Genomic DNA, 22,308 nt, shown 5'->3' with positions numbered 1-22,308 from the left:
TGCCTGACCCCATTCCTGTGGTGCCTGACCCCATTCCACATACGTAATATTCATTCGCAGGAGACGGCGTCGGCGTCGTCGACGAAGCTCGCGTCGGCGATGCGGATGGCGACAAGGGTCTGCGGCCACTGCTCGATCGTGAAGCGCTGCCCCCGCACCGGGCACGCGGTCGTCGGGAGGAAGACGTCGCCGTGGGGCTGCAGCAGCTGGGCGCTGTACTTGAGCGCCCTCGCGAACGGATTGCGGAAGGTCAGGAACGTATTGTGGCCGCCGGCGTCCTGCCACATCCGCAGAACGATCGTGCGCTGCGGGTCTGCGGTGCCGGGGTCGATCGCCACCGGTTCCATCGCGACGTCGTGGTCGGCCGTCAATTCCCAGCACATCGTCTCGTCAGGATGGATCTCGAGGATCGCGTTGCGAAAGCTTGCGCGGTAGACGCGCGTGCACGAAGGCGCACCCGCGTCGGCGACGGCGAGGCCCGTTCTCTCGGCCAGCTGCTCGGACATTTCGGGAGTGACGCTGCCGACCAGCGCTTTTTCGCGCACCGGAGAGCACGAGGCGCACGAGCCGATGGCAGCGGCGACCGCGACGGCCGCCATCCGGGTTGTCGCTGCTGCGCGCAGCCTGCTCAGCGCTGCTTCCACTTGTACCAGAGCGGAGGCAGCGCCTGCAGCGGACCGTACGGGCTCATCTGCGCGCTGCGCAGCTCGGCCTCGATGCGATCGATGTGGATCAGCACCGGCCTCAAGTCTTCCATGCGCGCGGCGATGCGGCGCCAGTCGGTCCACAGCGCTTCGTCCTCGAAGGAAATCCGGTCGGTGGACAGTTTCCACAGCCAGTGGAACGCGTCGCGCGCGAGCACATTCAGATTGGGCGTGAGGTCGAGGTCCTCGATCGAGAAGCGGCTGTGGCGGATGCCGGGCTTCAGGTATTCGTCGCGGTAGATCGCGATCTGGCGCGTGACGTTGTCGTCGACCGGCAGAGCGAGGCCGCGGGCCATACGCTCGAGCTCGGCGGCCGGTTCGGCCATCACGTTGTCGTAATCGACGAATACGCAGCGGCGCCTTCGCGCTCTTTCGAGACACGGGACGATGTTCGCGAGCCACTCGAGGTCGCTCTTTTCCTGGGTGCCGCGCTGGGGCTCCAGTCGCTGGCGCGAGCGCGCCACGCTGATCGGGTTGCGCACCGCGAACACGTAGCGGGCGTCGAGGCCCAGGCGATCGAAAACCCGCTCGAAAAACGGCAGGAACCGCGAAGTGCGCGCGTACTTGTAGCCCCACAGCGGCGAGTTGCCGAAGCGGCGGCGGATCACGTCGACGCAATCGTCCTCGATCTGGCGGATGACCGGCTGGTCGTACTCTTCTTCGTCGATCGGGCGCACGCTCTCGGGCCGGATCCCGAGCGTCCACTTGAGGCGGCGCGTGATCTTCAGGATGTCGATGTCCTCGTAGAACCCGGTGGGATTCTTGCCGCTGCCCGCGCGCAGGTTTTCGCCGAGGTCGATGCCGATGGCCTGCATGCCGCGGGCGATCGTGCTGGTGCCGCTGCGGCCGACGCCGAGCAGCGTGACCATCGTCCAGGGCTTCGGCGTCTGGTCGTTCGGGGAGCTCATCGCGAGAAGGATTCTCCTGCCATCCTGCGTCTTGCTTGTTGCGGCGTCGTGTCGAGGTCACGCTGCGCCGATGTCGCGAAGCGCGGCGCGCCGGCGCCGCGGCACTATTCCCGCTTCGCAGGCGGCAGGTCAAACAGCGAACGAATGCGATCGACGGTTCGTTCGAGATCGTCGAGAGGCTGCCTCGTCACCGGCGGCTCTTCGCCGAAGCGGTGAGCAAGCCCGCGGCGCTGCATCTCGGCAAAGTACGCATCGAAATCGCGGGCCGGCTTGAACAGTCCGAGCGCCACCGCGCCGCGCCACAGCGCGGAACCGCCGGCGAGCCCGGCGCCATTGCCGCGGCGCGGCCACTCGAAGACGGCGACGGGACGGCCGGTTGCGCTCGCCTCGACGAGAAGCGATGCACTGTCGATCGTCACGATGAAATCGTCGGCAAGAGCGAGAAAGCCCTTGTAAGGGTTGTTGGCCGCGTCGTCCTTCTTCCAGCGGTACACGTACGACGGGCCTTCGACTGCCGAGGCGAGCGCTTCGGCAGCTTCCGGCGGCGTGCGCGGGCTCGTCGTCACGAGCAGGGAGCCGCCGCGTTGCACGCAGGCACGCGAAGCGTCGCGGCCGAGCCGCGCCGCCGTGTCCACATCGAGCAGGTAGGCAGAGCTGTTGCCGCCGACCAGCAACGCCGTCCACGGGCGCGGCAGGTGCGGGAGGCGCGGCTTCCACTGCCGCGCGGCTTCGTCGATCGCGTTCGGGTCGATGCGGTTGAGGACGCCGGTCACGTGCAGCACGTTTTCCCGCTCCGGCAGGCGGAACTGCGGCATCGTCACGACGAGGTCGAACCACGACAGCGGCGCCTGCACGTGCAGCAGGTGCACCAGCCTGGTGCGGCCGCCGGACTGCTTGCGGATCCACTGCGCGACCGGCGCCGAGCGCCGCGACGCGGCGATCACGAGGTCGGGCCACGGCGGCTCGAGCGGTGCCGACTCCTTTTTGTCGAGCGTCGCGCAGGTGGCGCCGAGCAGGACATTCGGCAGCAGGTGAAGCGTGTTGTGGCGGAGCTGCTTGATCTCGTAGGGCCAGCCGAGCGCTTCGGCCAGGCTCTGCATCTGCCCGTTGCCGCCGGTTCCTTTGCCAAAGAGCACCCAGACCCGCGGAGGGTGCGCAGCGTGTTCGCCAGTGGTGGCCAGAACGTCTGCTTCCTGCCCGGCTCAGGCCCGGCCTGCGCGTCGGGCCTGGTCGGCGGCATCGTGCTGGTCGTGGTCGTTGCAGCCGAGCAGCGCACGCACCCGCGCCGCGACCAGCTCGGCCTCGGCCAGCGGCGTGACGGCTTCCAGATCGAGCGTGCCGTCGAACATCCTCGCATGTCCTGACGCGACCAGGCCCTGGTGGAAAGCCTCGAGGTCGCGCGCCGGATGCACGATGCCGCGCTCGATCAGGCGGGCACAGAAATACTCGCGGCCCTGCTGGGGCCGGAACGTGCCTTTGCCTTTTTTCGGGCGCGAGAACGCAACCCTGGAGACGAGCTGGACGAAACGCTGCGCCAGCCCCGGCGGCTGCTTGCGTGCCGGGTAGATGTAGACCGGCTTTGCGGTCGCGCAGGCCTCGGCGATCATCGACTCGCTTTCGCCGGTGACGACGAGCGCGTCGGCTCCCGCGAGATAGGCGAGATAGGGATTGTCGGTGCGCGACGCGTTCCAGCGGTGCACGCTGCCCGCGCTGGTGCCTTCGGATGCGAGCCCCTTCTCGATGGCGTCGATCGCGCTCGTCGGAGTGCGCCGGCTCGTCACGACGACGACGCTGCCGCCGGCCTTTCGCGCCAGCGTGGCGACGTCGTCCCCGAGGCGCCTGGCGGTCCCATCGTCCACTTCATACTGGGGGCAGCTCCCGCCGACCAGCACGACGATGCGAGGTGACGGATGTCCTTCGAACAGCTCCGGGAATTTCCCGGCAGCGTCCGCAAGGCGTGCAGGTGTGACCTGGTTCAAAGGAGCGGCCAGCGCGATGCGCCGCTCGTGCGGAGGGTAGCGAACGTAGGAGCAGGTCGCGACCAGGTCGAAGTTGGTCGCGACGTCGCCGCCCTTGCGGCCCATCGCGACGAGCGAAGTGCGGCCGTCGCCGCGCGCTCCGATCCAGCGCGCGATCGGCCCCGTCGACCAGCCGGTCGAGATCACGAGATCCGGGAAGGGTCCCCGGAGCGCGGCGCGCCGCTTTCCCGACGGGTCGACCGCGAGTGGTCCGAACAGGCGGTCGGTCACCTTGGTCCACCACGGGAACCCGGCGTCACGGATTTCGTACGACCAGCCGAGCGTGTCGGCCAGGCCGATCGACTGCGTCGTGTGTCCGGGCTTGGGATCGGCGAGGATCCATACCGAAGGAGACGAGTCCTGAAGGCGCCGCCCGCCTTCGCGCCAGCGCACGGCTTCGGTGCCGACGGCAGTGCGCTCGATGACACCGAGGCGCCAGCGCACCTCGGGCTGGTTTCGTGACGCGGCTTCCATTTGCGCACGCCACCACGCGAATCCTCGGGGCCGCACGCGAATCGACGAGCCGTCGGCCAGGGGCACGTTGCGCGCAGTGTCGTCGACGGTGACGAATACGGCGCGCCGCGCACGGTACAGGAGCTGGTCGAGCACCCACGGGATGTCTTCGTTCGACAGGAGATCGAGGCCGGCCATCGACAGCACGGCGTCGAAGGGGCCGAGAGGCACGTCGAGCCCCGCCGCTTCGGTTGCCGTGGGGTCGAAGGTCGTCAGAGTTGCGCCGGGATACTTGCCGACGCGGCTTTCGAGCGCTTCGTTGCGCGCGTCGGCCAGCGTCAGCTCGAGGATGCTGCGCGCCGAGGCCTGCGCGAGAAGCTCGCCGAGGCCCGCCATCGGCGGCGACGGCAGCGGGTTGGCCAGCGGTGCGACCGTGCCGCCCATGCGGGCGGCGCGCATCCGCGCGACGAAGCCCGTGTAGAGCGTCTCGGCGGTCGTGAAGTCGAACGCGCAGTATTCGCGATCGTCGGCTTCTTTCTCCATGGCGTGCCAGATGTCGTGCACCGGGCTCGGCATGTAGACGTACTGCCCGGGAAGCGGATGCCAGGGCTGCTCGTGGATGGTCGTGAAGTGCAGGCACTTCGAGTAGCCGGGCACGTAGTCGAAATCGCGCGCGTGCCAGCACGCCTCGAGCTGGCCCCACTCGTGCGTGGATGCCTTCTCGATCTGCTTGCGAGGCTTGTGGCTGACGATGTCGCGGGTCCACAGCGTGCGCATGCGCTCGCAGTCGATCAACATCACGGCGGTGTCGTCAGGAGAGATCGCAAGGAAGCCCTTGCCGTGCATGTCGGAGTCGAACAGCTCGGCGGGATCCGACAGCCACACCTGGTCGACGTCGTTGTAGATCGCGCGTCCGGTGGGGCCGGCCCACTCGGCGATCGCGAATCGATAATTCGTGAAACCCGTCAGCCACCAGCGCCGGTCGTAGCCGCGCACGTCCTTCATCAGGTGGATTTCGTAGTCGCGCGAGAGGTCGCGAACCTTGTCGACGGAGTAGATGAAGACCCGTTCGGCGCGGTACTGGCCGGCCTCGGTGCCTACGTAGATGCGCACCGGCGGCTTGTCGGACGGCGCGGAGTCCGGCCGGGCCGGAAGCACGATTTTCTGCGGAAGGTCGCGAACGCCGGCGGCAGGAAGGCGACCCGGATCCGGAAAGATACGCGAAATGATCCGCCTGGTCGTGAGGAAAGGCATGGAGATCTCCCAACGCGCCGTGCGCGCCGTCCCCGGAGGGTCAACTAAGAGCCGAGCCGTTTGCGCATGTCAACGAGACACCGCGGTGGCCGCAAGCGGCCGTTCTCCGTCCTGTTCGACCGCGTACAGCGCCGCGTCGTGATCGGCGTAGCGCTCGCTGCCTTCGAGCTCGACGATCCTGCCGCCCGAAAGGCGGAACACGCGATCGGCCACCTTGAGCAGTCCCGGTTGGTGCGAAATCGCCAGGATCGTCGTGCGCCCGCGAAGCGACCGCACCGTTTCGTAAATGCCGGCCTCGCTCGCCGGATCCAGCGCCGCCGTCGCCTCGTCGAGGATCAGCAGGCTCGGGCGATGCACGAGCGCTCTTGCGATCGCGATGCGCTGGCGCTGGCCGCCGGATAGACGCGCGCCGCGCTCGCCGAGAGGGGTGCGCAGGCCTTGCGGAAGGTCGCGTACGAAATCGGCAGCGCCGGCGGCAAGGAGCGCTTCCTCGACATCCGCCTGCGTCAGGGCCGGATCGCCGAGCGTGACGTTGAGCATCACGTCGTCGTGCAGCAGCAGCATCTCCTGCGGCACGTAGCCGACGCGGTGGCGCCACTTGCCGACGTCGATCTCCGACAGCGGCACGTCGTCGAGATAGACTTCCCCGCGGGTGGGACGCACCAGGCCGAGCGCGAGGTCGGCGATCGTGGTCTTTCCTGCCCCCGAGGGCCCGACGATTGCCGTCACTTCGCCTGCCATCACGGCCAGGCTCGCGCCGGCCAGGATCGGCCGCTCGTCGTACGCGAAATCGACGTCGCGCACCGTCAGCGCGCGCTGGAATGTGGGCTCCCTGGTGCCGGACGCGACTTCGGCTTCGAGCTCGGAGATCTCGATCGTCTTGCGCAACGACCAGAACGCGCTCTCGCGCGCGGCCATCTCCTGGAACATCTTCTGCGCCTTCTGCAGGCTGTACAGCGCGCGCGCGAACACGAGCGAAAGCATCAGCACGCTGTCGACGGGGATCTGCCAGAACGTCGTCGCGATGTAGAGGCCACCGGCAATCAGCGCCACCAGCGACGGATCCTGGATCGCGCGCACCGCTTCCTTCGTCAGCACCTGCTTGCGCAGCGAACGATTGAGGCTCTCGGTCTCGTGCTCGAGCAGCGGTGCCACCAGCGGCTCCCGCGCCATCGCCTTGAGCGGCTTGACGGCATAGAGCACGTCGGTCATGCGAGCGATCAGCGTGCGCATCAGGTCGGTCTGCTTGATGCCGGCGCGCTTGGTCTTGCGCACCAGGCCCGACAGCATGGCGATGGTTGCCAGCCCGATGGCCGACGCGACGATGGTCGTCGGAAGCGACACGGCGGCCGCGATGCCGACGTACAGCAGGGTCTGGATCACCTGCGTGATGAGCATCGTGCCGTAGAGGTAGGCTTCGGACGCGCGCTGGGCTTCGGTCGCGAACGCGTTGGCGAGCATCCCGACCGGCTGCCGCACGTAGTAGAGCCAGCGGGCCTGCAGGAGCGCGCGAAGCAGCGCCAGGCGAAGATCGGTCGCGACGTGCGCGACGGTGTAGCCGACCTCGCGCTGGGCAACCAGAGTCAGCCCTGCCTTGAGGATGCTGCCGCCGAGGATCAGCAGCAGCAGCACGCTCAGCGTCGGCTCGATGTGCGCGGCGGCAAGACTGGCGCGCACCGCATGCTCGAGCCCCGACTCGTTGCCGTGCTGCCCGGTCACCATGCTGAGCAGAGGCATCAGGCTCGACATGCCGACGCCTTCCGCCATGGCGGCCAGCGTCAGGCACACGAGCATGATCACGGTGCGCTTCGGGTAGCGGCGCGACAGTACGAGGAGGAGTTGCATCGGGACACTCCTGAATACCGCTGGAGGGCCGGTTCGGCAACAGGCCCGAATGGGCTGCTCCGCGTGCGAACAGCGATCGTTTCCCGTGCGCAGATGGGCCTTTTGCCGCCGCCTGCTAGTATACCGGCAATGACTGTCGCAGCGCTGGTTCTCGCTGGGCGCCGGGCCAGCGGCGATGCGGTGGCCGATTCCTCCGGGCTGCGTCATCGGGCTCTCGTCGAGATCGCCGGTGTCCCGATGCTCGAGAGGGTCGTCGATGCGATCCTGGCCAGCGGCGTTGCCGATTCGATCGCCATCAGCAGCGACGATCCCGATTTGCCGTCGAGCACCTCCCGCCTGGCTGCGCTCAGCGCGGCATCACCACCTGTGCTGAGGCACCATCGCTGCGGTGTCTCGCCTGCATCGAGCGTCGCCGATTTCTTCGCGTCGCTTCCGGCGCAAAGCTCGCTGCTGGTGACGACGGCCGACCATCCGCTGCTGACCGGGCAGATCGTCGCAGCGTTCGTCGAGGCCGCCTCCGCCAGCTCCGCCGACTTCGTCGTCGGCCTGGTTGCGTCGGCCGTCTACCGCCGCCGCTTTCCCGACCAGCCGCGCACGTTCATTCCTCTTCGCGGTGAGAAGTATTCGGGCGCCAACCTGTTCCTGCTGCGCACGCCGCGAGCGCAGGACGTCGCGCTGTTCTGGAGGGGCGCGGAGGAATTCCGCAAGACGCCGTGGAAACTGGTGCGCGCGTTCGGTCCCATGAGTCTCGTGTTGTTCCTTCTCGGCCGCCTGGACCTGCGGCAGGCCCTGGCCAGGGCGTCGGCCGTGATCGGAGCGAACGTCGATGCCGTCGAGCTGCCGTTTGCCGAAGCGGCGCTCGACGTCGACAAGGAAGCCGATCGCGTCGCCGTCGAAGCGGTCTTCGCCGCCAGAAAACAGACGGTCGCATGATGCCGCCGCCGACGCAGCGACGGCGTGCTGGTTTTTGGCATCCAACGAAGTTAGGGACGACCTCGTGCGCATCGGGGTACTGACCAACTTGAATGCCGGAGGCGGCGGCGCCCGCGCCGGCAAAGTGCTCGAGCACCTGCGTCGCTATCCGGAGATCGTGCGCGCACAGACCGACAACCCCGATGCACTGCGCGAGCTGGCGGCCGCTCGCGTCGACATCCTCGCTGTCAACGGCGGCGACGGCACGCTGCAGAAAACGCTGACCGAAGTGCTGCGCGAGGGGTCGCCGTTCGGCAGGAACGGCGATCCTCGCGAGCTGCCGATCATCGCGCCGCTTCGCACCGGCCGCACGAGCATGAGCGCCTACGACATCGGAAGCCCGCGCGACGCGCGCGTGGCGATCGATCGCCTCGTGACGCGTGCGCGCTCGGGACGCGTGGGCGAATGGCTGGTGCGGCGCGCGGCGCTGCGGATGACGCTCGAGCCGGACGGCGTGGATCACTGGGGCACGTTTTTCGGCGTCGGCGTGATCTACCGCGGCACGCTGCTGACGCACCGGATTTTCCCGAAGGGCAAGGCGCAGGGTGCGTTCGGAAGCGCGGTCGTCACGGCCGGGCTCGTCGCGCGCGCGATTACCGGTCGGGCGCCAGTTGCGACCGACGGCGAGGAGCACCCGCTGACGATCGACCCGATCACGGTGGATCTCGACGGCGCAAGGCTCGACGCCGGTCAGTTCCAGCTGCTGATGGCGACGACGCTGCACCGGTTGTTCGCCGGGATCCGGCCGTTCTGGGGCAAAGGCCCGGGCGGCATCCGCTTCACGACGCTGGGGCCCGGTTGCCTTCGTCGGCCCCAGGAGCTCGCGCGCGTGCTTCGCGGCATTCCCCCGAAGCGAGACGCCGACGTGACCGCGCTTTACGCGAGCCGCAACGTCGAGCAGGTCGACCTCGTACTCGACTGCGGCATCTCTCTCGACGGGGAAATGTTCCCGCCGGTTGCCGGTCGCCGCGCCAGCCTGCTGGCCGACCACCGCATTCGCTTCCTTTCGACCCGCTGAGATACTTGCCACGTGGATCGTGATCCCCGCTCCGAGCTCGTCGCGTGGATGGAGCGCGAGCAGCGCGCACAGGTCGCGCCCGAGGCTCTCGCACTCGCCGAAGAAATCCGGCGGCGCCACGGCGCCGCCGTTTCGGCAATCCTGTTCTACGGCTCGTGCCTGAGAAAACAGTACGTCGACGGCGGCGTGCTCGATTTTTACACCATCGTCGACTCGTACCGCGCGGCCTACTCGTCGAAGCTGCTCGCGCTGTCGAACGCGCTGCTTCCGCCCAACGTCTACTACGTCGAGCTGCCGTGGAAGGGCCACGCGCTTCGCATGAAGTACAACATCATCTCTCGCGCGGATTTTTCCGCTGCTTGCCGGCCGGAGAGCTCCAATCCGATCGTGTGGGCACGCTTCTGCCAGCCGTCGGCCGTCGTTTACGCGCGCGACTGGGACACTCGCTCTCTCGTCGCCGCCGACGCGGCCGAAGCCGTCGTCACGATGGTCAGCCGCATGCTCGCGTTGTTCCCCCAGGCCGTGACCGTCGAGTACTTGTGGCAGGCCGGTTTCCGCGCGACGTATACGACCGAGCTTCGCGCCGAGACTCCCGAGACGATCCGGTCCATCTACGAGTCCGAGCCCGCTCGTTACGACAAGGTCGCCGCCCTCGCGGTGGAGGTCCTCGTGCGGCGGGGACTGGTCCAGGGCCGGGTCGACGACGGGTCCGTGCAGGTCCGGATGGCGGAGCCTGCCCGCGAGGCCATCGTCGCAGCGTGGAAGCGCAAGCTGCGGCCCGCCAAGGCCCTGTACGTCGTGCGCCTCCTCAAGTCGGCGGCGACTTTCGGGGACTGGTTCCCGTACGCGATCTGGAAGCTGACCCGGCACAGCGGGGTCGCCATCGAAGTCAGCGACCGGCAGCGGCGACATCCTTTCGTCTACGGGTGGCCGCTGCTCTGGCGCATCCTGCGCGACCGGACACTTCGTTAAATTCTTATATTCGTCAGCAATAACAGGTAGTTAGCGGAAATTCCCGGGCTTGGGGGGCGACCGGCGCGGCGCGTACCGCGCCGGCCGCTAATACAAGCCTGTAGCCTCACCCGGTCTCGTCCAGTCGCGGCGATTGTCATGCGAGGCCGCGGCTGGCACAACGGTACTACCCTTTATGAGCAGCTCTGACGGAGGGACAGTCGTCTCGCCCGGCGAGACCATCGAGGTGGATCACAGCCCTGCCGCGCTGCGGCGCCGATACACCTCACTGTTCCGACCCCGGCCCTGGATCTACTACGCGGACCTGCTGGCGTCAGCGACGCTCGGCTGGACCGCGCTCGTCCTGGCAATCCGCGCCCACAGGTTCTCGCCGGTCTGGTGCCTGGCGGTGTTCGTCGCGACGTTCGCGCTCTACCGCGCGGTGCTGTTCATCCACGAGCTGGCCCACCTCAAACGCCGCTCGGTGCCCGGCTTCGAGATCCTCTGGTCCCTGCTGATCGGGTTCCCGCTGCTGGTACCGAGCCTCATGTACGTCGGCTCCCACGGTGAGCATCACCGGCGCATGATCTTCGGCACCGATCGTGATCCCGAGTACCAGCCGATCGGCCAATGGAGCAAGGCCAAGGTCGTCGGCTCGATCCTTCCGCTGGTCTTCGTTCCGGGGCTGCTGGTGATCCGCTGGGGAATCCTCGGGCCGCTCTCCTACGTCATCCCGCCGCTTCGCCCGTTCGTCGTGAACTACATGTCGACGCTGGTCATCAACCCGGCCTACAAGCGCAAGATGCCCGAAGGACGAATGGCGCGGCGCTGGATGATCGAGGAAGGCGCGACCGCGCTGGTGTGCTGGACGATGATCGGCGTGGTCGTGGCTGGCATCATCCGGCCGTCGTGGGTCTTCGAGTGGTACCTCGTGTCCAGCCTCGTGCTCGTGTTCAACCACGTGCGCACGCTGGTCGCGCACCGTTACCTCAACGACGGCGCGCCGATGGACCTGCTCGAGCAGTACCGCGACTCGGTCAATCTTTCGGGAGGATCGTGGATCGATGCGATGCTCGCCCCGGTGGGCCTTCGCTTCCACGCCCTCCACCACCTGCTGCCGACGGTGCCCTACCACAGCCTCGGCAGGATCCACCGCATCATGCTGAGCGAGCTTCCGCCGTCCACGCCGTACCATGAAGCCGAGCATCGCACGCTGCTGGCTGCGGTGCGCAGCCTCTTCGGCGGTCGCGCGCTCGCGCACTTCCGCGCCCACTAGCGCTACCAATGCCCGCGCGCGGCGAGCGCGTCTTTCAGTTCCTGAGCGCCAGCAACCCTCCGACCAGGAGGAACAACGCATTGGCCGACCACGCTGCAGCCACCGGCGGCAGCGACCCGCCGTGTCCGGCCGCCACCGTCAGGGCCTGCGTCAGCCAGTAGAGAAAGCACATGCCCATGCCGGTGCCGATGTGCTGGGCCGAGCCCGAGCGCGGATTGCCGCGAATGGCCAGCGGCAACCCGATCAGCACCGTGATGATGCCGGAAAGCGGCAGTGCGAACTTGAACTGCAGGTCGGTCTCGAATCCGGCCGGATCGAGTCCCTTGGCTTCGAGAGTGCGCACGCGCTCGGCGAGCTGGCGTATCGTGAACTCGTCGGCCTTCGGCGATTTCCTGCGGAATTCTTCCGGTGTCCCGCCGAGGTCGACGTTGCGCTCGGCGAGCGGCTCGTACGTGAAGCTTCCGTCGGGAGCGAAACGCCGCAGCGTGCCGTCGTCGTATTGCCAGCGGCCGCTCTTCCAGCTCGCCTTGGGAATTTCGATCAGGCTCGTCAGGTGGAACTTGTCGTCCACCGCGTGCAGCGTGATGCCTTCGAGCTCGTTGTTGGTCGCATCGAAGTAGTCGATGTTGAGGAAGCCGCCGGGCACCTGCAGCCACAGCGACGTTGCATCGAGCTGTCCCCGCGAGGCCATGCTCTTGATGTCGATGTCCTTGATCGTGCGCGCCCGCGCCGCCGACGGCGGAACGACGACCTCGCTCCAGACCAGCGCGACGACGCTCAGCGCGGCCGTCGTCAGCACCAGCGGCAGCGACAGGCGCAGCACGCTGATGCCGCAGGAGCGCATCGCCTGGATCTCGTTGCTTCGAACGAGGCTGCCGACGCCGAGAAGAACGGCGAGCAGCGACGCTGCGGGGTAGACGTCATCGAGCCAGGTCGGGATTTTCAGCGCGAAATACGCGGCAACCAGGGACGGCTGCGAGTTGTAGGACGCGAAGTCGCCGATGCGCGTGAAGAATTCGACGATGAGCAGCAGGCCCGTCGCACCGACCATGCAGAGCAGGAAGGTGCGCAGGTAGATGCCGACGATGTAGCGCGACAGCAGGTTCACGCTCGGTGCCTCAGCCCGGGCAGCCACGCCGGTACCAGGGTGCGGCTCTCGGAGGCCGCGCGGCGATACAGCGCGACGGCGAGCATCGCGAGCATCGCGTCGGGCAGCCACATGGCCACCGGAGTGGGGACGACCTGTTCGCGCGCGAGCGTCACCGACACGGTCAGCGCCAGGTAGTACAGCAGCACGATGATGGTGCTCAGCAGCAGGCCGCGCGACTTGACGCCACGCCTGCCCATCGCACCGAGCGGCACGCCGATGAACGGGAGCAGCAGCGCCGCCGCCGGCAGCACGAGCTTGCGCTGCAGCTCGATGTCTTCCTCGATCGGGCTCTCGCCGTGCTCGAGGTGCTCGCGGCGCAGGTCGAGAAGCGCCTGCAGGCTCATCGCAGGCGGTCCGCCGTGGCTCATCGGGTCGAGGCCTTCGTCTTCCCCGAGATCGAGGTTCATTTCCAGGGAGTCGAAGTCGGTCTTGTCCTGGTACTTGCCGCTCGGATGGTACGTCAGCAGGCTGCCGTTGGTCAGCGCGAGGTAGGCGGTACGTGCGTCTTCGTTCGACTCGACGCGGCCGTCGCTCGCGAAGATCGTCTTGCGCCCGAACTCCTCGCGCTCCTCGGCCAGCATCACGTCGTGCATCGTCCCCGATTTCGCGTCGAGCTGGTCGACGAACAGGATGACGCCGCCGAACCAGGTATTGAAGACTCCCTCCCGCAAGGAGGCCGTCAGGCGCGTGCGCGCCATTTGATAGGTGGTCGAGTCGATGCCGCGGTTGGCCCAGGGCCTCGCCCAGACGCCGAGCAACAGGCTGACGACCGCGATGGCGATGCTGAACGTTACCAGCGGCGCCGCGAGCTGGCCGAGCGCGAGCCCCGACGCGCGCAGCGCGAGAAGCTCGCCGTCGCTGCCGAGGCGAGCGAAGACCACGACGACGGCGAGCAGCGCCCCCATCGGGATCGCGACCTCGAGGTACGACGGGACGATGAACCCGGCCAGCGCGCCGACCAGCCGCGCCGGCACCCCGCGCGCGAACGCGAGATCGACGAACTCGACGATGCGCAGCACGAACAGCACCGAAACCGCCAGGCTGACGGCCGCGACGAAGGCCGCGGAAACCTCGCGAAGGACATAACGCTTGAGGGTACGTCCCATGCCGGTCAGCGATCCACCGTGATTTTCTCGTACACGGCATGCCCGTCGTTGCTGTGCCCGTACAGCTCGACGTAGCGAAGGGTCGGCACGAAGATCCCGTCGTCGGCGAACACGAATACCTTGTCGAGATACGCCTGCTGCCCGTCGATGGTCGCGAACGTTTCGACCTTGCAGCCTCCGCTGACCGTTGCGACGCGGACGACGAGCTGGTGATCGGGCAGGGCGCGCAGCCTCAGCTCGATGCGCCCGTCGTCCTCGACCTGCTGTTTCTGGAAGCCATAGGCCGCCTGCTGGAACATCCGCAGCGGCTCGGTGACGGCCGGATCGTGCTCGCGCTTGAGCCAGTAGTTGTAGACGGGGTCGCTGCCTACCGGGCGGCACTTGTCGTCGACGTGGATGCCGTAGTGCACCTGGTTGCGGTTCTTGTTGCGGTCGATGTGGAACACCGATCCGGTGGTCGCGGCGCCGGCAGCGGGGGCGAGAGCCATGACTACCGCTGCGGCGGCAACGAAGGCCGGTGCCGCGCCGCGGACAAGGCCCCGGCGCCCGAAGCCAGCCCCGGCCAGGCCCGAGCCGAGGATGCCGGCCCGGACGGCGGCGATTCGCGCGCGCATTGAGGGCACCCTAGCCCACCGCAGTGCCGACTTCACGCGGCCCGCGGTGCGACGGCGCGGCGCCGCGACGGATGACGCGAGGAAAGGAGACGCGTGGAGCGCGACGGGCGCTCCGCAGCGTCAGGCCGCCCGGGCTTCCCGGGCGGATTCTGCGTAGGGTCCGAGGCGGTGTTCCTCGAGGCGGCCTGCCATGTCCGCGCGGAAGCTCGCGTTGAGGAACATCAGCCAGCAGACCGTTGCGAAGTAGCCGTAGCGCAGCTTCGGGCTGTCGTCGAAATAGCGAAGCTGCTGGTAGGGCCTCGACGCGTTGGCATGGTGGTCGGCGTGGCGCGACAGCCCGACCAGCGTGTACAGCGTGAACCACGAGTCGGTATCCCACGAATCGGTGGCGCCGACGCGGCGGCCCGACCGCTGCAGGCCGTAATGCTCGAAGTAGTTGACGGCCTCGAGCAGCCGCACTGCGAGCGCGGCCTGCAGCACGTAGACGACGGCGGGGCCGGCTCCGAGCACGAGCGCGAGCACGAGCGGAACGCTCCACTCGGCGACGATCCCGTGCAGCATGCGATTGGAAAGCATGCGGCGATCGCTCCACGTCATGGATTCGTCGCCAAGACGCCGCATTTCGAGCTTCCACGCGCTTTTCCACTGGGCAGGCACGGTGCGACGCAGGAACTGCAGCGCAGTTTCGCCAAAACGGGCCGTCGCGGGATCTTCCGAGGTTCCGACGCGCGCGTGGTGGCCGCGCACGTGTTCGATCGCGAAGTGATCGTAGAGCGCGGTGGCCAGCAGCAGGCGTCCGAGCCACTGGAAGTGCTTCTCCTTTCGATGGATCAGCTCGTGGGCGACGACGATGGCCGAATAGCCCGAATTGACTCCGGCAAGAAGGATCCCGACCAGCGTGTCGATGCGCCAGAAACCGGCCACGGCGATCATGTGCACCACCAGGGCGACGCTCAGCAGCTGCGCGGCCACCAGCACGTAGAGCACGCCGTCGAATGGCCATCCGGGCATCGTCACGTCGGGCTGGCGGCGCTCGGCCGGCGAACGCATGTCCGCCACGATCGACGCGGTGAGCACCGCAACAAACGGCAGGGTGCCCCACCATGGATGGGGCGCGGTCAGTCCGAACGCGATGCAGGTCAGCGGCAGCACCAGGCACAGAAGGTGGAGTGTCCAGATACGGACGGTCTCCAGCGCGTGGATTGGTATAGAAGGAATGGTGAGGGGTGTGGCCATGGGCTGTCTCACATACGAAATCGTATGCAGTGATGCTGCCTTCATACGAACGCGTATGTCAATACCCGTTACCCCCTCGGGACAGGCCAGATTAGCCTCGCAGCCGGTGATCCGATGACCGTGAGCAAGGACAGGGCTGCCTCGAAGCAGGAAACCCGCGATGCCCTGGTGGCCGCCGGTCTGGCCGAATTCGCAGCGCGGGGGCTCGATGCGCCAAGCCTGGATTCCATCTGCGCCCGGGCGGGCTTCACGCGCGGAGCTTTCTACGTCCACTTCCGCGACCGGGACGACTTCCTCGAAGCCGTCATGGAGAAGGTCTTCCGGTCTTTCCTCGATGCCATCATCGTCGCCGGGGACGGGGCCAGCGACCTCGAGGAGACCATCACGCGCTTCGCTGCCATCGTGTCGGGGGCTGCTGTCAGCGGACACAGGCCCGCTGCAATGGCGATGGAGATCCACCGGGTGCTGGACGCCTGCGCCCGCTCGCCGCTGCTGAAAAAGAGATTCGTGACACTCCTGGCCGGTGCTGCCGAGCGGGTCGCCCTCGTCGTCGAGCGCGGCCAGCAGGCCGGTTCCGTTCGCCCCGACGTCGATGCCTCGGCGGTCGCCGAGCTGCTTGCGGTGCTGGCGTTCGGAGTGATCACGGCCATCGACACCGGCGTGCCCCTCCACTTCGAGAAGATGCGCGATGCCGTGCTCCGCCTCGTGCGGGGAGGTACGGCGGCCCCCGGATGAGAAAAATCTTTTGGGCTCGAGCGGGCGTGCGGGCACTCCGACACTTGTGACCGGGCTCGCAGCGCGGCGGGCAAGTTTTTGAAATCTCTCAGTTTTTGATGTCAGTCGCGCTGCGCCTCGCTCGCGCGCCGTCACCCCGCAATCGTCGTCACCCCAGGCAGAGGGGTTCGTCTGGACTGATCCGCGTGCCGCTTTCCCGCGCAGGCTCTTGTTGAGTTTCGTGTAAGTAGCGTATCGGGGTTTCAGCGCCGGACCGCGCGAGCTGCGGGGGCGCCCCCGCCCGCTCCGCCCCAATGGACCGGTCGGCGTTCCGACCGGAGGGCTCGTCCGATGCGCATTCCGCAGCAGCGTTTCGTCCTTGTGACGGTGATCGGTGTCCTGGCCGGCGCGCCGGCAACTGCCCTGGCGATCAGTTCCGCCGACATTGCGTGTCGCGCCGAGGTGGCGCGATCGGCAGCGAGCTACGAGACCGCCGTGAGCAGGCTCATCCTCGCGTGTCACATGCAGCAGGGCACGGGACAGCGATCGCTCGACGAGGATTGCAACAACGTCGCCGTAGCCGACTCCGGCGACACTCTGTCCAGCCTGCGCGCCAATGTCATCAACGGAATCGACAGAGCATGCGGCCAGTCGTCGCGCGATCTGCTCTCCGAGTACAGCTCCTGCCCGCCTCCGGCCGCAACCGCCGACGACGGCGGCGCCAGCCAGGGCATCGACAGTTTCGACGAGGTTGCCCAGTGCATCATCGCGCTTGCCGAAACGCATTCCGGCAAGCTCGGCCAGGACGCGCAGGGGCATCCGTCCGAGCTTCTTCTCAAGCCGTTGCTCAAGTGCCAGGGCCGGCTCGGCAAGGGCACTTCGGCCATCGTGCGCGCGCACCTGCAGGAAGCCGACAGCTGCCAGGCCGAAAAGGACGCGAGCGACAGCTCACCGGCCTACGACTGCGCGGGATCCGATCCACGCGGTCGCATCGCCAAAGCGGACCAGAAGTTCCTCGCGAAGGTCGGCGAGGCCTGCAACTTTTCTCCCGAAGTGCTCTCCAAGCTGCACGCCTGCGGCGAAGACGAAGCGAGCCTTCTTACCTGCGCCCGCTTCAGCGCGGACCGGCACGGCTCGGCGCTGGCGCGCGACTCGTACGTGATGGACGGCTCGGCCAACACGACGACGACGCTGCAGGAGACGACGACGACGCTCGAGGGTGCAACGACGACGACGCTGCCCGCCAACACCTGCGGCTCGACGTTCCCGCAATGCGACGGCAGCTGCCCGAACGGCACGGTCTGTACGAGCAACGGCTCGGATTGCAGCTGCCACGCTGCTGGCAGCGGAGCCTGCGCGCCGGCGACCATCCACCGCCGGATCCACTCGAAGGCCTTCGTGCCCGGCTCGAAGTCCTCGCTCAGCACGGGCTGGTCAGGCCAGGCCGACGACGTCGACGTGCCCGATCTCAACAACGATACGGTCAACGTGACCTGCGACGACCAGTGCCAGAGCTGCGCGGTTACGCTCAACACGAATGCGGGCGATCCGGCTTCCACCTGCCGCTGCGCGTCGGATTCGACCAAGACCTGCTCGGTCATCGAAGGCTCCGACGTCGCCCACTGCGGAACGACGGACCCGACCTGCCGCTGCTACTTCGGCGCGCCGCTGCCGCTGTCCTCCGGGGGCACGCCGGCCTGCGTGATCAGCCGCAACGCCCAGGATTACAGCGGCACGATGGACCTGAGGACCGGCGAGTGGCACGACCACGCCCATCTGATTTCCGCGGTCTTCCTCGGGATCAGCAAGACTGCGCCGTGCCCCACCTGCAACAACGACCCGACGCCGAACGATGGCATCCGCGGCGGCACCTGCAGCCAGGGCGGCAACGCTTGCGACGTGAACGGCGTGCACGCGACGTTCGGCGACACGAGCTGGGACTGCATGCCCCAGGCCGCTGCGAACATCAGCGGTTCCGGCTTGCTGGTCGATCTGAAATCGTCGACGGAGCCCCAGAGCGTGACCGCCGAGGTTCCCTGCGACACGCCGAGCGGCACGAACTGCCCGTGCCGCGTCTGCACCGGCAACGGCAACCAGGGCTGTTTCACGAACGCCGACTGCGCAGCGACCGGATCAGGCAACTGCACCGACGGAGGCGGAGCCGGAGTCAACCTCAACGAGTGCGACGGCTTCCTCTGCGATGCGGCCACGAATGGAGAGCCGGTGGGCCACTGCCACACCGGTCCTGTGGACCAGTACTGCGACGGCATCACGGAGACCGGCGGGCGCGGCTTCATCCCGTGCCAGAACAACACCGACTGCGCGACGACGAGCGGCGCCGGCAACTGCACGGTCATCGACCTGAGACGCTGCTTCCCGGATCCGATCCTCGAGACGGGAGTCTCCGACACGTACAATCCGACGAGCTCGTCGATCTTCTGCATCGCGCCGGTCGCGAACGCTGCGATCAACATCGCGTCGGGACTGCCCGGGCCCGGCGATCTGACGCTCAGCTATACCTCCGACATTCGCTGCCAGAGCAACAACAGCGTCACCTACCAGTTCCCCGACGGCGCGAACTGCGCGAACTCGGGTGTCACGACGACGACGACTCTGCCGATCGTTCCGTGTGAAGATACCGCCGCGCCGACTTGCGGCGGCACCTGCCCCGTCGGTGAAGCGTGCGCCAACTCGTCGGGAACCTGCGTCTGCACTGGCGTGCCGCAGTGCTCGGAGGCATCGGCGCCGATCTGCGGGGGGCTCTGCCCGACCGGTGAGAACTGCACGAACATCGGCAGTACCTGCCAGTGCGGCTCCGCAGGAGTTCCCGCGTGCTCAGCGGCGGTCGCGCCGGCTTGCGGTGGCACTTGCGATGTCGGCTTCACGTGCATCGCTTCCGGCAGCACCTGCGGATGCGTGTCCGACGGGCTGCCCACGTGCTCCTCGGCGAGCGCCCCCGGCTGCGCCGGAACGTGTTCGGCGGGTTCGCTGTGCGAGGCGAACGGCAATGCCTGCCAGTGCTCGGTGCTGCCGACAACGCCCCCGTGAGCAATGCCGCGCCGGCAACGGTCTGGGCAAATCCCGCGCCGTCAGGGCTGCACCCCCGGAAGGGGACCTGACGGTGCGATCCGTCACGAATCCGGAATCTCGCAGTTTCGCGTTCCCCGGAAATTTTCCTCCAAAACCCCTTGTTTAGGGTTATGTAAGTAGCATATCCGGGAGTGGTCGGCTCGAGGCTTGGTCTGGCCAACGTGCCCGGCCGGAACTCGGGGCGCGCCGAGGCCCACGTGGACCGAGCGGCGCCGACGATTTCGAGCGGGAGGACCTTCCGATGCGCATTCAGCAGCGACTTTTCCTTCTTGCGACGATCTGCGCGCTGGCTGCCGTCCCGGTGCCGGCCGTTGCTCTCAACTCGGCAGAGGTCGGGTGCCGTGACGCGGTGGCCCGCGCCGCATCGAGCTACGAGGCGGCAGTGAGCAAGGTCATCATCGCGTGCCACGTACGCCAGAGCCTCGGCGAGAGGCCGATCGGCGATGACTGCAACTCCGTGGCCGTCGCCGACTCGAGCGACACGCTCGCGACTCTTCGCAGCGATGTGACCAACGCGATCACGACGGCCTGCACTTTCTCGAAGGACCTCCTGTCCGAGTACAGCGCCTGCCCGCCGCCGGCCGCCACTGCCGACGATGGCGGCGCCACCCACGGCATCGACAACTTCGACGAAGTCGCCCAGTGCATCCTCTCCCTGGCCGAGGTCCACGGCGGCAAGGTCGCCAGCGACGCCGAAGGACAGCCGACCGAGCGGCTGCTGGCCCCGCTGCTCAAGTGCCAGGGCAAGATCGGCAAGGGCACGTCCAACATCGTGCGTACGCGACTGCAGGAGTTGCGCCGCTGCCAGAACACCAGGGACCAGACCGACACCTCGCCCGCGTATGACTGCAACAGCTCCGATCCGCGCGGCCGCATCGCCAAGGCCGACCAGAAGTTCCTCGCCAAGGTCGGCGCGGCCTGCAACTTCTCTTCCGAAGTCCTCTCCAAGCTGCACGCCTGCGGCAATGACGAAGCCAGCCTGCTCGCCTGCTCGAAGCTGAGCGCCGACCAGCACGGCTCGGCGCTGTCGCGCGATTCGTACGTGATGGACGGCTCGGCCAACACGACGACGACGCTGCCGGTAACCACGACCACGACCGTCAGCCCGACGACGACGCTGCCCGGCAATTCCTGCGGCTCGACGTTCCCGCAGTGTGACGGCGCCTGCCCGAACGGCACCCAGTGCATGAGCAACGGCTCGGAGTGCAGCTGCCACGCGCCCGGCACCGGCGGTTGCGCGCCGGCGACGATCCACCGCCTGATCCATGCGAAGTACGGCACCGTGGCGGGTTCGAAGACTTCGCTCAGCACCGGCTGGTCGGGCCAGGCCGACGACGTCGACATCCCGGACTTCAGCAACGACACGATCAACGTGACCTGCGACGACCAGTGCCAGAACTGCGCGATCACGCTGAACACGAACACCGCAAGCCCGGCATCGAACTGCCGCTGCACGTCGGATTCGACCAAGACGTGCTCGGTCATCGACGGATCGGATCCCGCGCACTGCGGGACGTCCGACCCGACTTGCCGCTGCTACTTCGGCGCCCCGCTGGCGCTGTCTTCCGGCGGTACGCCTGCCTGCGTCGTCAATCGCATTCGCTCCAACTACTCGGGCACGATGAACCTGAGAACCGGCGAGTGGCACGACCACCTCAGCCTGGCTTCGATCGTCTACCTCGGCTCGAGCACGACCGCGCCGTGCCCGACGTGCAATGGCGACCCGGTGCCGAACGACGGCATCCGAGGTGGCACCTGCAGCGGCCTTGGCGGCGGAGCCTGCGATGTGAACGGCGTGCATGCGACGTTCGGTCCGACGAGCTGGGACTGCCTGCCGTCGTCGACTTCGAACATCAGCGGTGCGGGACTGCTGATCGACCTCAAGTCGTCCACCGGCGCGCAGAGCGTCACCGCGCAGCTTCCCTGCGATACGCCCGGCGGCGCGAACTGCCCGTGCCGCGTCTGCAGCGGCAACGGCAACCAGGGATGCTTCTCGGACGCCGACTGCGCGGCAACCGGCGCCGGCACCTGCACGGCCGGCGGCGGCGCCGGTGTCGACGAAAACGAGTGCGACGGCTTCCTCTGCGATGCGGCCACGAACGGAGAGCCCGTGGGGCGCTGCCACACCGGACCTGTCGACATGTACTGCGACGGCAAGACGCATCCGGACGGACGCGGGTACATTCCGTGCACGCAAGCCAGCGACTGTTCGGCCAACAGCGCCGGCACCTGCTCGATCCTGGACACGAGGCGTTGTTTCCCCAATCCGATCCTCGCCGACGGCCAGGCCGATGCTCTGACGCCCACGAGCTCGGCGATCTTCTGCATCGCGCCGACATCGAATCCGGCGGTGAACCTCGCGGCCGGACTTCCCGGTCCCGGCAAGATCGTGCTCGACTTCACGTCGGACATCCGCTGCCAGAGCAACGAGAGCATCGCCTACCAGTTCCCGGATGGTGCGAACTGCAACAACTCCGGCGTGACGACGACGACGACGATGCCGCTGCTGCAGAACTGCGCCGATTCGGCTGCGCCGGTCTGCGGCGGCCAGTGCCCGCTCGGCGAGGCGTGTGCCAACTCGAGCGGAGTCTGCGCCTGCACCGGCGTTCCGCAGTGCTCGGAGGCTTCCGCGCCGATTTGCGGAGGACTGTGCCCGACCGGCGAGGTCTGCACGAACGTCGGCAGCACCTGCGAGTGCGGCTCCCCGGGGGCTCCGACCTGCGGATCCGCCATCGCGCCGGTGTGCGGCGGAACCTGCGACGTCGGATCGGTCTGCGTCGCGTCGGGCAGCAGCTGCGCGTGCCAGTCCCTCGGTTTGCCGACCTGCTCTCAGGCGACGGCACCGGGCTGCGCGGGCACCTGTTCTCTCGGCTCCCTGTGCGAAGCTTCGGGCAACGCGTGCATCTGCTCGGTGCTGCCGATTCCTGCGGTGCCGTAGGCGGGGCGAACCCAGGCCACCTTCATCCGGAGCGGCCGGCGACGTAGCGTCGCCGGCCGCT

Annotated in this window: 16 protein-coding genes; 7 read left to right on the top strand and 9 right to left on the bottom strand. The window is 67.7% G+C overall.

Going from position 1 to position 22,308, the window contains the following annotated elements; genetic code table 11:
• Positions 1-50: 50 nt before the first annotated feature.
• From VGK20_01230 to VGK20_01210, 5 genes are all read right to left on the bottom strand, one after another.
• Positions 51-599, bottom strand: a complete 549-nt coding sequence (locus VGK20_01230) for a hypothetical protein (GenBank protein ID HEY2772650.1) — start codon at positions 597-599, stop codon at positions 51-53.
• 29 nt (positions 600-628) lie between these two features.
• Positions 629-1,612, bottom strand: coding sequence for a hypothetical protein (locus tag VGK20_01225; GenBank protein ID HEY2772649.1), 984 nt, complete (start codon positions 1,610-1,612; stop codon positions 629-631).
• A 104-nt stretch (positions 1,613-1,716) separates the two neighbouring features.
• Positions 1,717-2,748, bottom strand: coding sequence for a mitochondrial fission ELM1 family protein (locus tag VGK20_01220; GenBank protein HEY2772648.1), 1,032 nt, complete (start codon positions 2,746-2,748; stop codon positions 1,717-1,719).
• Positions 2,749-2,814: 66 nt separating this feature from the next.
• A complete protein-coding gene (locus tag VGK20_01215) occupies positions 2,815-5,337 on the bottom strand; it encodes an ELM1/GtrOC1 family putative glycosyltransferase (GenBank protein ID HEY2772647.1) in 2,523 nt (840 codons plus the stop codon).
• Positions 5,338-5,406: 69 nt separating this feature from the next.
• A complete protein-coding gene (locus VGK20_01210; protein HEY2772646.1) occupies positions 5,407-7,182 on the bottom strand; it encodes an ABC transporter ATP-binding protein in 1,776 nt (591 codons plus the stop codon).
• Positions 7,183-7,311: 129 nt separating this feature from the next.
• On the opposite strand from VGK20_01210, the gene VGK20_01205 reads away from it, so the two are divergent.
• The 4 genes from VGK20_01205 (at position 7,312) to VGK20_01190 (ending at position 11,399) form a co-directional block, all read left to right on the top strand.
• On the top strand, positions 7,312-8,115 hold the full coding sequence (locus VGK20_01205; protein ID HEY2772645.1) for a nucleotidyltransferase family protein: 804 nt from the start codon (positions 7,312-7,314) through the stop codon (positions 8,113-8,115).
• Between the two features lie 64 nt (positions 8,116-8,179).
• Positions 8,180-9,172 carry a diacylglycerol kinase family protein gene (locus VGK20_01200; protein ID HEY2772644.1) on the top strand — a complete coding sequence of 331 codons (993 nt, stop codon included), beginning with the start codon at positions 8,180-8,182 and terminating at the stop codon, positions 9,170-9,172.
• Positions 9,173-9,184: 12 nt separating this feature from the next.
• Positions 9,185-10,144 (top strand): hypothetical protein, encoded by a 960-nt coding sequence (locus VGK20_01195; protein ID HEY2772643.1) that lies wholly within the window; start codon positions 9,185-9,187, stop codon positions 10,142-10,144.
• A gap of 175 nt (positions 10,145-10,319) precedes the next feature.
• Entirely contained in the window at positions 10,320-11,399 is a 1,080-nt protein-coding gene (locus VGK20_01190; protein HEY2772642.1) for a fatty acid desaturase, read from the top strand.
• A gap of 34 nt (positions 11,400-11,433) precedes the next feature.
• Here the strand turns inward: VGK20_01190 and lptG are convergent, their stop codons facing one another.
• The 4 genes from lptG to VGK20_01170 form a co-directional block, all read right to left on the bottom strand.
• Complete coding sequence (lptG, locus tag VGK20_01185; GenBank protein ID HEY2772641.1) at positions 11,434-12,507, bottom strand: LPS export ABC transporter permease LptG; 1,074 nt, start codon at positions 12,505-12,507, stop codon at positions 11,434-11,436.
• Positions 12,504-13,655, bottom strand: a complete 1,152-nt coding sequence (lptF, locus tag VGK20_01180) for an LPS export ABC transporter permease LptF (GenBank protein ID HEY2772640.1) — start codon at positions 13,653-13,655, stop codon at positions 12,504-12,506. The genes lptG and lptF overlap by 4 nt, the downstream gene beginning before the upstream one ends.
• Before the next feature lie 5 nt (positions 13,656-13,660).
• Positions 13,661-14,269, bottom strand: coding sequence for a DUF4833 domain-containing protein (locus tag VGK20_01175; protein HEY2772639.1), 609 nt, complete (start codon positions 14,267-14,269; stop codon positions 13,661-13,663).
• A gap of 120 nt (positions 14,270-14,389) precedes the next feature.
• Positions 14,390-15,505 carry an alkane 1-monooxygenase gene (locus VGK20_01170; protein ID HEY2772638.1) on the bottom strand — a complete coding sequence of 372 codons (1,116 nt, stop codon included), beginning with the start codon at positions 15,503-15,505 and terminating at the stop codon, positions 14,390-14,392.
• Between the two features lie 114 nt (positions 15,506-15,619).
• Here VGK20_01170 and VGK20_01165 point away from each other — a divergent pair, with 114 nt between their 5' ends.
• From VGK20_01165 to VGK20_01155, 3 genes are all read left to right on the top strand, one after another.
• On the top strand, positions 15,620-16,240 hold the full coding sequence (locus tag VGK20_01165; protein ID HEY2772637.1) for a TetR/AcrR family transcriptional regulator: 621 nt from the start codon (positions 15,620-15,622) through the stop codon (positions 16,238-16,240).
• Between the two features lie 330 nt (positions 16,241-16,570).
• A complete protein-coding gene (locus tag VGK20_01160; protein ID HEY2772636.1) occupies positions 16,571-19,267 on the top strand; it encodes a hypothetical protein in 2,697 nt (898 codons plus the stop codon).
• 283 nt (positions 19,268-19,550) lie between these two features.
• On the top strand, positions 19,551-22,247 hold the full coding sequence (locus VGK20_01155) for a hypothetical protein (protein ID HEY2772635.1): 2,697 nt from the start codon (positions 19,551-19,553) through the stop codon (positions 22,245-22,247).
• Positions 22,248-22,308: the final 61 nt, after the last annotated feature.

Source organism: Candidatus Binatia bacterium, assembly GCA_036493895.1.
Lineage (GTDB): Bacteria > Desulfobacterota > Binatia > UBA1149 > CAITLU01 > DATNBU01.
Note: the sequence above shows the minus strand (reverse complement) of the source record. Positions and strands in the feature narration are given on the sequence as shown.

Excerpts from the sequence above, each read along its gene's own strand:
- VGK20_01165 (HEY2772637.1), top strand. The coding sequence starts at position 15,620 with ATGACCGTGAGCAAGGACAGGGCTGCCTCGAAGCAGGAAACCCGCGAT.
- VGK20_01160 (HEY2772636.1), top strand. The coding sequence starts at position 16,571 with ATGCGCATTCCGCAGCAGCGTTTCGTCCTTGTGACGGTGATCGGTGTC.
- lptF (HEY2772640.1), bottom strand. The coding sequence starts at position 13,655 with ATGGGACGTACCCTCAAGCGTTATGTCCTTCGCGAGGTTTCCGCGGCC.
- VGK20_01210 (HEY2772646.1), bottom strand. The coding sequence starts at position 7,182 with ATGCAACTCCTCCTCGTACTGTCGCGCCGCTACCCGAAGCGCACCGTG.
- VGK20_01225 (HEY2772649.1), bottom strand. The coding sequence starts at position 1,612 with ATGAGCTCCCCGAACGACCAGACGCCGAAGCCCTGGACGATGGTCACG.
- VGK20_01215 (HEY2772647.1), bottom strand. The coding sequence starts at position 5,337 with ATGCCTTTCCTCACGACCAGGCGGATCATTTCGCGTATCTTTCCGGAT.
- VGK20_01205 (HEY2772645.1), top strand. The coding sequence starts at position 7,312 with ATGACTGTCGCAGCGCTGGTTCTCGCTGGGCGCCGGGCCAGCGGCGAT.
- VGK20_01170 (HEY2772638.1), bottom strand. The coding sequence starts at position 15,505 with ATGGCCACACCCCTCACCATTCCTTCTATACCAATCCACGCGCTGGAG.
- VGK20_01190 (HEY2772642.1), top strand. The coding sequence starts at position 10,320 with ATGAGCAGCTCTGACGGAGGGACAGTCGTCTCGCCCGGCGAGACCATC.
- VGK20_01230 (HEY2772650.1), bottom strand. The coding sequence starts at position 599 with ATGGCGGCCGTCGCGGTCGCCGCTGCCATCGGCTCGTGCGCCTCGTGC.
- VGK20_01175 (HEY2772639.1), bottom strand. The coding sequence starts at position 14,269 with ATGCGCGCGCGAATCGCCGCCGTCCGGGCCGGCATCCTCGGCTCGGGC.
- VGK20_01155 (HEY2772635.1), top strand. The coding sequence starts at position 19,551 with ATGCGCATTCAGCAGCGACTTTTCCTTCTTGCGACGATCTGCGCGCTG.